The 11,668-nt window shown below is 64.2% G+C and carries 9 protein-coding genes and 1 pseudogene; 5 read left to right on the top strand and 5 right to left on the bottom strand.

The annotated features are described in order from the left end of the window. Positions 1-83: 83 nt before the first annotated feature. Positions 84-230, bottom strand: a pseudogene (locus ACQKQA_RS08490) (aminotransferase); the annotation flags it as partial. A 223-nt stretch (positions 231-453) separates the two neighbouring features. Between ACQKQA_RS08490 and msrB the strand changes: the two are divergent. The 3 genes from msrB (at position 454) to ACQKQA_RS08475 (ending at position 1,904) form a co-directional block, all read left to right on the top strand. Beyond that, positions 454-846, top strand: a complete 393-nt coding sequence (gene msrB / locus ACQKQA_RS08485) for a peptide-methionine (R)-S-oxide reductase MsrB (protein ID WP_427555467.1) — start codon at positions 454-456, stop codon at positions 844-846. Between the two features lie 114 nt (positions 847-960). Beyond that, complete coding sequence (locus tag ACQKQA_RS08480; RefSeq protein WP_427555464.1) at positions 961-1,446, top strand: glutathione peroxidase; 486 nt, start codon at positions 961-963, stop codon at positions 1,444-1,446. Beyond that, on the top strand, positions 1,443-1,904 hold the full coding sequence (locus tag ACQKQA_RS08475; RefSeq protein WP_427555462.1) for a MarR family winged helix-turn-helix transcriptional regulator: 462 nt from the start codon (positions 1,443-1,445) through the stop codon (positions 1,902-1,904). The genes ACQKQA_RS08480 and ACQKQA_RS08475 overlap by 4 nt, the downstream gene beginning before the upstream one ends. On the opposite strand, the gene ACQKQA_RS08470 is transcribed toward ACQKQA_RS08475, so the two are convergent. Beyond that, the gene (locus tag ACQKQA_RS08470) at positions 1,888-4,209 is read right to left on the bottom strand and encodes a response regulator (protein ID WP_427555459.1); all 2,322 of its coding nucleotides are present in this window, start codon (positions 4,207-4,209) and stop codon (positions 1,888-1,890) included. The two genes, ACQKQA_RS08475 and ACQKQA_RS08470, sit on opposite strands and share 17 nt — an antisense overlap. 150 nt (positions 4,210-4,359) lie before the next feature. On the opposite strand from ACQKQA_RS08470, the gene ACQKQA_RS08465 reads away from it, so the two are divergent. Together ACQKQA_RS08465 and ACQKQA_RS08460 are read left to right on the top strand one after the other, a co-directional pair. Beyond that, positions 4,360-5,250 carry an ATP-binding protein gene (locus tag ACQKQA_RS08465; RefSeq protein WP_427555457.1) on the top strand — a complete coding sequence of 297 codons (891 nt, stop codon included), beginning with the start codon at positions 4,360-4,362 and terminating at the stop codon, positions 5,248-5,250. Further along, on the top strand, positions 5,247-5,729 hold the full coding sequence (locus ACQKQA_RS08460; protein ID WP_427555455.1) for a GAF domain-containing protein: 483 nt from the start codon (positions 5,247-5,249) through the stop codon (positions 5,727-5,729). The genes ACQKQA_RS08465 and ACQKQA_RS08460 overlap by 4 nt, the downstream gene beginning before the upstream one ends. 6 nt (positions 5,730-5,735) lie before the next feature. Here ACQKQA_RS08460 and ACQKQA_RS08455 read toward each other — a convergent pair whose 3' ends face one another. From ACQKQA_RS08455 to ACQKQA_RS08445, 3 genes are all read right to left on the bottom strand, one after another. Beyond that, positions 5,736-8,684: an HD domain-containing phosphohydrolase gene (locus tag ACQKQA_RS08455; protein ID WP_427555453.1), complete on the bottom strand. Its 2,949-nt coding sequence runs from the start codon at positions 8,682-8,684 to the stop codon at positions 5,736-5,738. Between the two features lie 217 nt (positions 8,685-8,901). Further along, the gene (locus tag ACQKQA_RS08450; protein WP_427555451.1) at positions 8,902-11,013 is read right to left on the bottom strand and encodes an ATP-binding protein; all 2,112 of its coding nucleotides are present in this window, start codon (positions 11,011-11,013) and stop codon (positions 8,902-8,904) included. An 8-nt stretch (positions 11,014-11,021) separates the two neighbouring features. Then, positions 11,022-11,648 (bottom strand): response regulator, encoded by a 627-nt coding sequence (locus ACQKQA_RS08445; protein ID WP_427555449.1) that lies wholly within the window; start codon positions 11,646-11,648, stop codon positions 11,022-11,024. Positions 11,649-11,668: the final 20 nt, after the last annotated feature.

Genomic DNA, 11,668 nt, shown 5'->3' with positions numbered 1-11,668 from the left:
GGCCGCCCGTTCGCCGATATAACGCGCGCCGCCGCCAGCGTGCCAGGCGCCGAATTCGGCGGGCACGTTCAGGTGGTGGCTCAGGCTTCGAAACCAAAAGGCGCCGGGTTGCCGATGTTCAGCTTGAGGATGCGATGGCCTTCCTCTTCCAGGCGTTTGGCGTGCTTGAGCACTGGGCCGCGAATGTCATAACAGACGTTGGCGAGCTTGTTCGATTTGCTGACCTGCATGGCGATGTGTTCCCGAAAATGAACGATCCAGGCGGCGGATGAATGGCCGACTGGGAATCCTGCGTTTGCACACAGGCCTGAAGCCTAGGTTCGCGTCGGCAAAATCCGTTTGAACGCGCGTAACACGGCTGCCAGACTGGCGTCTAACGAGGCGCAATCATACGTGCCGTCCGATCCGTGGAAAAGATACAGATCGGGCTTTTTCAGTTGCAGAGGAAGGACCATGGAAAAGCTGGAAAAAACCCTTGAAGAATGGCGCGCGATGCTCGACCCGGAGCAGTACAACGTCTGCCGCCTCAAAGGCACCGAACGGCCGTTCTCGGGCCAATACAACGCCACCAAGACCGACGGCATCTATCACTGCATCTGCTGCAATGCGCCGCTGTTCGACTCGAAAGCCAAGTTCGATTCCGGGTGCGGCTGGCCAAGCTTCTACGAGCCGATTGGCGAGAGCGCCATGGTCGAGATCCGCGACCTGAGCCACGGCATGATCCGCACCGAAGTGGTCTGCGCCCGGTGCGATGCGCACCTGGGTCATGTGTTTCCGGACGGTCCGCCGCCGACCGGCCTGCGCTACTGCATCAACTCGGTGTGCCTGGACCTGGTTCCGCGCTGATCGGGTAGGGCGCCAGCCAAGCGATTTTTCGAAATCGCTTTCCGGCAAATTAAATTGCACACAATTTAATTGAGCGCTATTTTTACTTCACCTTAGCGATCAGGAGTCCGTGCCATGAGTGACAAACTGCTGAACATTCCGTGCACCACCATCAAGGGCGAGCAAAAGACCCTGGCCGATTTCGCCGGCAAGGCGGTGCTGGTGGTCAACACCGCGAGCAAGTGCGGTTTCACCCCGCAGTACAAGGGCCTGGAAGAACTGTGGCAGACCTACAAGGACCGGGGCCTGGTGGTCCTGGGTTTTCCCTGCAACCAGTTCGGCAAGCAGGAACCGGGCAACGAAGGGGCGATTTCCGAGTTCTGCGAGCTGAACTACGGGGTCAGCTTTCCGCTGTTCAAGAAGATCGACGTCAATGGCGCCGGGGCGCACCCGCTGTTCGTGCAGCTGAAAAAACGCGCACCGGGGGTCCTGGGCTCCCAGGGCATCAAGTGGAACTTCACCAAGTTCCTGATCGGCAAGGACGGTTCGCTGGTCAAGCGTTTCGCCCCGGCTACCAAGCCCCAGGACCTGACCCGCGAGATCGAAGCCCTGCTCAAATGACCGATCTGTACCGCGATTCGCTGAAACTCGACAGCCAGTTGTGCTTCAAGCTCTACGCCGCCTCGCGGGCCGTGGTGCGGGGCTACAAGCCGATGCTCGACCGGTTGGGGCTGACCTACCCGCAGTACCTGGTCATGCTGGTGCTCTGGGAATGGCAGGCGACGCCGCCCGAGCTGCCGACGGTCAAGGCGCTGGGGGAACGCCTGGCGCTGGATTCCGGCACCCTGACGCCGTTGCTCAAACGCCTTGAACAGTTGCAGCTGGTGCAGCGCCAGCGTTCGTCCCGGGACGAGCGCGAGGTGCACCTGAGCCTGAGCGCGGCCGGCCTGGCCCTGCGCGATCAGGTGCCGCCGCTCAAGGCGGCGCTGTTGTGCGACAGCGGTGTCGATCTGGACAGCCTGAGTGAGTTGCGCCATGGCCTGGACCGCCTGCTGGCCCAGGTCAAAGCGCTGTCGTAGTCGGCACCCAGAGGTCCAGCAGGGCAATCAGCTCTTCCCGCCGGAAGGGCTTGGCCAGGTAGTCGTTCATCCCCGCGGCCCGGCAGCGATCGCGCTCCTCGGGCATGGCATTGGCGGTCAGGGCGACGATCGGCAGGTCCGGCCAGTGGCCGCTGCGACGGATCTGTCGGCTGGCCTCGTAGCCATCCATCACCGGCATGTTGCAATCCATCAGGACCAGGTCGAATGCCTGGTGCTCCAGCTGGTCGAGGGCTTCGGCGCCGTGCGCGGCGACCGTCACCTCGCAGCCGAGCTTGCTCAGCATGCCCTTGGCCACCAGCTGGTTCACTGGGTTGTCTTCCACCAGCAAGATAAAGGCGCGGCGCAGGGGCGCCAGGGTTTCCAGCTGGGTTTCGTTGATCACCGCGGTTTCGGCCAGCAGGGCCCGGCGCAGGGTCTGGTACAGGGCGTTGCGCGCCAATGGCCGGGCCTGCTGCTGCAGGGGCGCCAGCGCGCTGGCTTCCTCGCTGGGCAGGAAACTGCCATAGGCGGTGACCAGCAGGATCGGCGCACCGATGGTTGGGCGCAGGCCGAACAGGCATTCCGGGCAGTCGGTGATCAACAGGTCCGGCTGCAGCCCGATCAGCGACTCATCGAGATCGCAGCGCCGATACCCAAGCCCCCAGAACGGCAACTGCACGCTCAACAGCTCGGCCAGGCCGCTGCCCTCGGAAGTAATGGCCAGTACCTGGCCGTGCAGGGGCGACGGGGGTGTGGCCGGGGTATGGCAGGGCAGCGGCAGCTCGGCACAGAACTGGCTGCCAAAGCCGACCTCCGAACTGATGCTCAGGCGGCCCTGCATGGCCTCGCAGAGGTTGTAGGTCAGCGCCAGTCCCAGGCCGGTGCCGCCGTATTGCCGGGTGATCCCGGCACCCGCCTGGGTATAGGGCTGGAAGATCTTCACCTGGGCCTCGGGAGCGATCCCGATGCCGGTGTCGCAGACTTCGATCCTGACCCCGCCTTCGAGGGTGCTCAGGCGCACATCGACCCGGCCGAAGCGGGTGAACTTGAGGGCGTTGGACAGCAGGTTGCTGACGATCTGCCGCACGCGCGTGGGGTCGCCCAGCACCAGCGACGGGAACTCGGGCTCGATCAGGCAGGCCAGCTCGACGCTCGGCGCCGCGTTCTGCGACAGCAGGTTGGCGGTGTCCTCCACCAGCACCCCGAGATCGAAGGGGATGCGCTCCAGCTCCAGCTGGCCGGCGTCGAACTTGGACATGTCGAGAATATCGTTGAGCAGTTCCACCAGCACTTTGCCGGAGTCGTGGGCAATCGACAGCTGCTGGCGCTGTTCGGCATTCAGCGGGCTGTCCAGCGACAGGGCGATCATGCCCAGCAGGCCGTTGAGCGGCGTGCGGATCTCATGGCTCATGTTGGCCAGGAAGGCGGCCCGGGCCTGTGCCATGTCGAGGGCGGTGCTGCGGGCGACTTCCAGTTCTTCATTGGACTGGGTCAGGCGGTCGTTGATGGCCTTGAGTTCGGTGGTGCGCGCCGAAACGATGTTTTCCAGCTGGCCGAGGTAATCGGTCAGGCGGTTTTCGGCGTTGCGCCGCTGCAGGATCTCGGTGGCCATGTTGTCGAACTGCTGGTTGGCGACCTTGACCAGCACCCCGATCTCGTCCTGCTCATGGCTGGGCGGGAAATCCAGCCGCGGCTGGTCGGCGCTGCGCGGATCGCGCCCGCTGAGCTCGCGAATGACCCCGACCAGGGGTTTGGTCAGCATCACGTAGAACAGCGCCAGGAGCAGCCCGGTGAGGACCAGGCTGCGGACGAAACCGTTGAGCAGGGTGATTTCGGCGCGCCGCAGGAAGCGGCTGCCGAACGAATAGGTGTCGACTTCCAGGTACAGCACGCCCAGGGACTCGGTGGGCAGATGGTCGAGGTACAGACGGTCCTGGAACTCGCGTTTGGCGCCGAACAGGAAGTCGCTGATCATCCGGTAAGGGCTTTGCTGGGACGGTCGGTCGACGTTGGCCAGCTGGGTGTCGTTGTTGTCGATCAACCGGGCGCGGATGATCGCCGGCGAACGCAGCAGGCCGAGCGTCAGCTCCTGGGCGAGTTCGGCATCGATGTTGTAGGCGATACGCGAGGCCGGATTGTGGCTGATTTCCAGCAGGGCGTTGATTTCTCGGTTGATGGAGGCGTCTTCGCTGGCATAATCGATGCCGATTTGCAGCAGACTGAGCACCGTCCCCAGGACAAAACCGACCAGCACAGTGAGCCTGGCTTGCTTGTAAGACAGGCGGTTGGTGAATTTGATGTCCATGGGGTTTCGAGCCAATTCCGTTTCCCTTCGCTGGGCAAGCATAGCTGATCATCAGTGTGTACCGGCAGGTGCCGGCGCCGTTCGCTTGCGATAGATGGCCGTTTCGTCTGCGTGCGACATCATTACCGTGAACCTGCCCGAGGAGAAGTCGTGGACTCTCGATTGAATGCTTTTCTTGAACGCGCCGACGCGGTTCTGGCGCGTATCGAGCCGTTGTTGCCCGCGCCGCGACAAGCCATCGACTGGACCCGGTGCCTGGCCGCGCGCTGGCAGCGTGAGGGGCGCAGCGGTTTCCTGCTGCCGCTGGAAGTCAGCCTGGACATGCGCCTGTCCGACCTGATCGGGGTCGACAACCAGCGCGAACAACTGGGGCGCAACACCCAGCAGTTTCTCGACGGCCTGCCGGCCAACCACGCCTTGCTGTGGGGCTCGCGCGGCACGGGCAAGTCGTCCCTGGTCCGCGCGCTGCTGGCCGAGCATGCCGGGCAGGGCCTGCGCCTGATCGAAATCGAGCGCGATCACCTGGCCGATCTGCCGCGGATCGTGGAACAACTGGTGAAGCTGCCGCAGCGCTTCGTGCTGTTCTGCGACGACCTGTCGTTCGAATCGGGCGAGGGCGACTACCGGGTACTCAAGAGCGTGCTCGACGGCTCGCTGGAGCAGGCACCGGACAACGTGCTGCTGTACGCCACGTCCAACCGCCGGCACCTGGTGCCGGAAAAGGAAAGCGACAACGAGAACTGGAAGCGGGTCGATGGCGAGCTGCACCCGAGCGAAGCGGTGGAAGACAAGATCGCCCTGTCGGACCGTTTTGGCCTGTGGCTGTCGTTCTACCCCTTCACCCAGGAGCATTACCTGAACGTGGTCGAACACTGGATCGGCGAACTGGGGCGCAAGGCCGGCCTGCAATGGCAGCGTGACGAGGCCCTGGACGTCCTGGCTGTGCGCTGGGCCACCGGCCGCGGCAATCGCAACGGCCGTTGCGCCTATCAGTTCGCGCGGTACTGGGTTGGTTTGCAGTTACTGGAGCAAAAGGCATGATCGATCTGCAGAACACCGGCGCAGGCCTGGACGGCTACGCCTTGCTGTGCGCCCAGCTGGAGTCGTTGCTGGCCGACGAGCGCGATTTCATCGCCAACGCCGCGCAGTTCTCGGCGTTTCTCTTCAACCAGCTGGACGATTTGAACTGGGCCGGCTTCTACCTCAACCGTGACGAGGAACTGGTGCTCGGGCCGTTTCAGGGGCAGATCGCCTGTGTACGCATTGCCTTCGGGCGTGGCGTGTGTGGCGCGGCCGCGGCGAGCCGACAGACTCAGCGGGTCGAGGATGTGCATGCGTTCCCTGGGCATATCGCCTGCGACAGCGCGTCCAACAGCGAGCTGGTGGTGCCCCTGGTCAAAGCGGGGCGGCTGATTGGCGTGCTGGACCTGGACAGCCCGAAACTCGCCCGTTTCACCCTCGAGGACCAGGCCGGTATCGAGCGCCTGGCGGCGATATTCCTGCGCCTGACCGACTGCTGACCCCCCTCAGGCCCCGAGCCGGGCCTTGCTCAGCAAGCCCTCGGGGTCTACCTCATCGATCTGCTGCGGTTGCAGGAAGCGGTCGGCGTACTGTCGGTAGATCCTGTCCTGGATGAACAGCTCGAACAGTTCCGGATCGATATGGGCATCGCGGCACATGGTCGCCATGATGCCCAGCGCTTCGCTCAGGGTCTTGCCCTTCTTGTAGGGGCGGTCCACCGCCGTCAGGGCTTCGAAGATATCGGCGATCGCGATCATCCGCGCCGGCAGGCTCATCTGCTCACGCTTCAATTGTTTGGGATAACCGGTGCCGTCCATTTTTTCGTGGTGGCCGCCGGCGATCTCGGGGATGTTGCCCAGGTGCCCGGGGAAGGGCAGGTGGTTGAGCATCAGGATGGTCTGCACCATGTGATGGTTGATCACGTAGCGCTCTTCGCGGGTCAGGGTGCCTTTGCGAATGCTCAGGTTGTACAGCTCGCCACGGTTGTACTTGTAGGGCGGTACATCGAGCTTGAAGCCCCAGGGGTTGTCCGTCGGGATCAGCTCGGCGGGACCGCGCTCGATCAGGTGCTCGGGCTTGTCGGCCAGCAGCGGTTCGGTGACTGGCAGGGTGGGTGCCGGCGTGCGTTGCTGGCGGCGGTTTTCTTCCCAGGACACGCCCAGGCGGTCGTCCAAGGTCCGGCTCCAGGTACGCCGGGCAACCTGGTCCAGCCGTTGCTGGTCGGCCTCGGCCATGGTCTCGCCGCCCAGGTTGCAGCGGGCGATAAAGGCAAAGTCGTCGTCCAGCCCGGCCAGGTGGGCATCGCGGGTCGCCGCCAGGGCAGCCTCGTCGCCGCCCTGGGCGCGGGCCTGCCAATAGTCGATCCAGACGTCGCGCTTGAGCACCTCGAAGCGGGTGCGGATCTCGTGGATACGGTCGTTCAGGGTTTCCAGCTTGGTGGCCTTGTCCACCACGTATTCGGGGGTGGTGATCTTGCCGCAATCGTGCAGCCAGGCAGCGATATGCAGCGCTTCCCACTCATCCTCGGTGGGTTGGTAGGCGCTGAACGCCGGCTGCTGGCTGGCTGCCGCGGCCTGGGCCAGCATCAGGGTCAGCGCCGGCACCCGCTGGCAATGCCCGCCGGTGTAGGGGCTCTTGGCGTCGATCGCCCCGGCCAGCAGCTGGATGAACGAGTCGAGCAATTGTTTTTGCCGGTTCTGCAGGCGCTGGCTCTCGATGCTGACCGCCGCCGCGCCGGAAACCGCCTGGAGGAAGGCGATGCGGTCCGGGCGCAGCTTGTCCAGATCGGCCTCCTGACCGCTGTCGGCCAGGAGCAGGACCAGCATGCCGACGGTTTCGTTGTGGCGATTGTGCAGGCGGATACCGATCAGATGAACGCTGGGGCAGTTCATGGCCAGCAGCACGCTTTGCAGGTCGGCCGCCTGCTCGAACCCCAGGGTGGTGACCACGCTCTCGTTGTTTGCCAGTTGGCGCACCCAGGCTGGACTGGTGCTGTGCTGGATGTCCTGGAAGCCAATGTCGAATGCCTGTAGGTCCTGGACCTTGTCCGCGACGATCAGGCCGTGGGGTTCCAGGTGCGTGCCCTGGTTTTCCCGCAGGTAGATCAGTCCGGCCTGGGCCTGGCCGATCTTCATGGTTTCGGACAGCACCCGCTCCAGCAGCGGATCGAAGCGGGTTTCCGCGGACAGGCTGGCGGTGATCTCGAAAAAGCTCGCCAGGGTGTCTTTCATGCGGGCCATCGACACACCCAACTGGTCGACTTCCAGCACGGGCGAGCGGCGGGCCAGCGGGTAGTCGAAATCGAAGCTGCGAATGGCGTCGGCCTCCTGCACCAGGGCGCGCAACGGCCTGACCAGCACGCGGGAGGTCAGCCAGCCCAAGGGCAGGCACAGCAACAGAATGCTCAGGGTGATCAGCGCGCCCTGCCAGCGCATGCGATAGGCATCCCCCAGCAACTCGTCCTCGGGCACCAGCAGCGCTAGCTGCAGGCCCTTTGGCCCTCCTTCCTGCAAATGACTGCTGGCAACGATCCACTGGCGGTCCTTGAGCCGCAGGCGATTGCCCTGGGCCTTGCCTTGCAGCAAGGCGTCGAGGGCGGGGCTCAGGTCGTTGGCGCGGATCAGCCGGGCGCTCTGTGCTTCGACGATCAAGCGACGGCTGTCCGGATAAGCCACTGCATGGCCGTCGCCGTCCACCAGGGCGATTTCGGTGCTGGGGGTGACTTGGTGCTTGGCCAGGGTCGCCGACAGTTGTTCCAGGGTCAGGTCGGCGCCCATGACCGCGGCGTTGCCGCTGCGCCGGGCAAGGGTGGTGCCGATATTGCGGGTCGAGAAAAACACATAGGGCTGGGTGGTGATCTGCTCGGTGTCGTCCCGGGCACTGGTAAACCAGTTGCGTCCCGTCGGGTCGTAGGTTTCCTCGGTGTTGTCGCGACGGCCGACCAGGGCGAGGGACGCGTCGTAGAACAGCGACTGCGAATGTAACTGCCCGGTGCTGCGCTCGCGTTCGATGCTCCAGACTTCATAGGCCGCGGGTCCCGGGGCCTGGCGGGCGTCCTTCAAGGCCTGGCTGCGCAAAGGCCGGACCATGAAAAAATCGCCGTCGGCATAGCCCACATAGAGGGACGCCAGTTCGGTGTTGTCCTTGAGCGATTGGCTGAAAGGCTTGAGCAGCGCCAGGCGCTGTCCGAGGTCGGAGCCCTGTACGGCCGGGTTGTCCACCAGCAGGTTGAGCATATGGCGAATCGGCTCGTAGGTCGCTGTCAGGTCCAGCTGGACGTCCTGCTCGATGCGCTGGAACAGTTTCTCACTGTTGGAGAGGATGATGCGCGTGGTCTGCTGGTAGTTGAACAGGCCCAGCACGATGCCGGTCAGCAGGAGCAGGCAGGTGAACATCACACTGATATGCACATGGAGAGGGAATCGGCGTTTCTCGAACGGCAGTGTGCTCGGCATTGCAGCTCTCTCCAGGGGCGCATGGTGCGCGATTCAGCGTTTCAGCATAGTTAAGGCAGGTGCACCGTGCTTGGGGGTAGCGGCTTGAGGAGCCCCACCGACCGCAGCCTGACGGCTGCTGACCCGGAAGGCTTGGAGCCGACGGAAAGGATAGTGGCTTTTTGATATTTTTCTGACAAGTAGTCCGTGATGCGCGCCACCGCGCAGGTCCTGGCCATCAGGGCGTCGCTGTGCTGCCCTGTTGCTCGAGTTGCCACTGCAGGGCCCGTTCGAACCTGAGCATGGCCTGCTCCAGGGCGGTTCGGCGCAGCGTCAGGCAGTGCCGGTCCGCGTCCTCCAGGCTGGCCTGCTCCAGGGCTTCGCAATGCGCTTCGAGGTCCCTGGCCTGCACCATCAGGGCCGAGCCCTTGATCTTGTGGGCCAGTTCCGCCAGTGCCTGGGGCGGCTGTTCGCCGCACAGCCCCGTCAGTTGCTGGCGATCCCGGTAGCTGCAATGCAGCAGTTCCGTGAGGATGCGCAGGACGAACCGCGGTTTGCCCCGGGACAGGGTGTGCAGCGCCTTCAGGCTGAACGCCCCATTCCAGGGCAACGGCCGCAGCCCGGACAGTTTCTGGCTCAGGCTCGCCAGGCTCACGGGCTTGAACAGGCAGCCATCGAGGCCGGCCTGTCGGCACTGCTGCCGTTCCTCCGGCCGGGCGCTGGCGGTCACCCCGAATAGCTGGCAGGGCGCGCGGGACTCCAGGCGTTCATGTTCGCGGATGGCGCGGGCCAAGTCGTAGCCGTTCAGGCCCGGCAGGTTGCAATCGACGATGAGCAGGTCGAAGAAGCCTTCGCGCCAGGCCTCAAGGCCTTGCGCGCCGTTATCGGCGCTGCGGCAGCGGTGCCCGAGCGAGCGCAATTGCTCGCTCAGCAGCAGGCGGTTCGCCGAGTGATCGTCGATCACCAGTACGTTCAAGGGCTGGCTGGCGTGGGCAATCGGCGGTTCGACGGGGGCTTTGGGCTGGCGCGCTGCCTGACAGGCCAGCTGCAACCCCAACCGGACTTCCGTGCCGATACCCGGCTGGCTGGTCAGTTGCAGGGTGCCCTGCATGAGCTCGCAGAGATGCCGGCAAAGGGTCAGCCCCAGCCCCGCGCCGTCGCGCCTGGAACCCGTGCCGGCCTGGAAGAAGGGTTCGAACAGCCGTTGCTGGTCCTGCTCGTCGATGCCGATGCCACTGTCCGTCACCTGCAGCGTCAGCAGCAGTTGTTGCGGCGGCGCGGCCGGTTGCAGATCGAGATGGACCCTGACCTGGCCCTGTTCGGTGAACCTGATCGCGTTGTCCAGCAGTTGGCCCAGGATCTGTTTGAAGTGCAGCGGGTCGAGCAGCACATCGAGCGGCTCGGCACTGGAGTGGCAGGTCGATAGCAGCTTGAGGTGTTTCTGTCGGGCCTGGCTGTCGAACTCCCTGACGATGGACTCCACCAGCCGGCACGGGTCCAGCCATTCGGGCGTCAGCGCCAGGCGCGCCGACTCGAGGCGAGCGATATCCAGGGTCGCGCCGAGCAGGGCCTGGATCTCCCGGGCCGAGCGGTAAGCCATTGCCACCGCCGGGCGTTCCGCGGGCTGGCCCTCGGCGTCTTGCAGCGCCAGTTCGAGCAGGCCGACCACGGCATTCATGGGGGTGCGCAGGGCCTCGCTGGTGTTGGCCAGGAAGAGGCTTTTGGCCAGGCTGGCCGCTTCGGCCTGCTGCCGGGCGGCCTCGAGGTCGGCGGCGAGTTGCCGGTGCTGGCTGATATCGACCCAGCCCCCGAGGATGCCCTGGACCTGGCCGCTCGCATCCCGATAGGGCAGCAGCCAGTGCTGGAGGCTGAGTTCCCGGCCGTGGATGCGCAGCCGCCGCTCGAGCTGCAGCGGCAGGCCCTGGGCCATGACCCGCTGGCAGTCGGCGTGATGTTCCCGGGCCTGCTCCGGGTCTTCCAGCAGGTCTTCTGGCAGGCCCGGCAGCACAGGCTTGCCGATGATCTCTTCGCGCCGGATGGCGAAGCTCTGCCGGAAGCTGTCGTTGCAGTGCCGCAGCCGGCCCTGGCGATCGCGTACATAAGCCGGATGTGGCAGGCCGTCGACCCAGGCCTGCATGAGTTCGAGCTGCTCCTCGAGGGTTTGTTGGGTCTGTCGCTGTCGGGCCAGGCGCCGGTGCAGCCAGGCATTCCAGCCCAGGGAAGCCAGCAGCGGCACGCCGAGGCCCAGGCCGCCGAACAGCAGTTGCCTGATATCGAACTGGCCAAAAAACAGCGCCACCGAGAGTGTCGCGGCCACCAGCATCGAATAATAAAGAATGTGTTTAAACATCCTGTTTCTCACACCAGTTCGTGACGTTGTGCCAACTCGATAAGTTCCGCCATGGATTGAGCCCGAAGTTTGTGCATGATTCTTTTCTTATAAGTACTGACGGTCTTGCCGCTGAGAAAGATGCTGTTGGCAATTTGGGTGCTGGTACTGCCCTTGGCAAACAGTTGCAATACCATGAGTTCACGGTCGCTGAGCAACATCAGGCGGTTCAGTTCGATGTTCGAAGTTTCATCCAGGCGCGGTGTTTGCAGGGCGTGGCTCGGGAAGTAGTTGTAACCGCATAACACGGCCTTCATGGCGCTGAGCACTTCGCTCAGGTCTTCCTGCTTGCACACATAACCGCAGGCGCCGGCCTGCAGGCAGCGCGCGGCGAACAGGGCCGGCGACTGCGCCGTCAGCACCAGCACGCGCAACGACCGGTCCAGGGCGCCGAAGCGCAACAGCAGCTCCAGCCCGTCGAGCCGGGGAATGCTGATATCGAGCACGATCAGGTCCGGCATGCTGTCGCGGACCATTTGCAGGGCATCGACGCCGTTATCGGTTTCACCGACGACTTTATAACCTTCATGTTCCAGCAACATGCGGATGGCCAGTCGGATAACAGGGTGGTCGTCGATAAGGAAAACAGAACTCATGGTCAAATCCGTGTGAATAA

This window comes from Pseudomonas sp. NPDC089530 (assembly GCF_050280705.1).
Classification (GTDB): domain Bacteria; phylum Pseudomonadota; class Gammaproteobacteria; order Pseudomonadales; family Pseudomonadaceae; genus Aquipseudomonas.
Note: the sequence above shows the minus strand (reverse complement) of the source record. Positions and strands in the feature narration are given on the sequence as shown.

Excerpts from the sequence above, each read along its gene's own strand:
- ACQKQA_RS08470 (WP_427555459.1), bottom strand. The coding sequence starts at position 4,209 with ATGGACATCAAATTCACCAACCGCCTGTCTTACAAGCAAGCCAGGCTC.
- msrB (WP_427555467.1), top strand. The coding sequence starts at position 454 with ATGGAAAAGCTGGAAAAAACCCTTGAAGAATGGCGCGCGATGCTCGAC.
- ACQKQA_RS08475 (WP_427555462.1), top strand. The coding sequence starts at position 1,443 with ATGACCGATCTGTACCGCGATTCGCTGAAACTCGACAGCCAGTTGTGC.
- ACQKQA_RS08445 (WP_427555449.1), bottom strand. The coding sequence starts at position 11,648 with ATGAGTTCTGTTTTCCTTATCGACGACCACCCTGTTATCCGACTGGCC.
- ACQKQA_RS08450 (WP_427555451.1), bottom strand. The coding sequence starts at position 11,013 with ATGTTTAAACACATTCTTTATTATTCGATGCTGGTGGCCGCGACACTC.
- ACQKQA_RS08460 (WP_427555455.1), top strand. The coding sequence starts at position 5,247 with ATGATCGATCTGCAGAACACCGGCGCAGGCCTGGACGGCTACGCCTTG.
- ACQKQA_RS08455 (WP_427555453.1), bottom strand. The coding sequence starts at position 8,684 with ATGCCGAGCACACTGCCGTTCGAGAAACGCCGATTCCCTCTCCATGTG.
- ACQKQA_RS08480 (WP_427555464.1), top strand. The coding sequence starts at position 961 with ATGAGTGACAAACTGCTGAACATTCCGTGCACCACCATCAAGGGCGAG.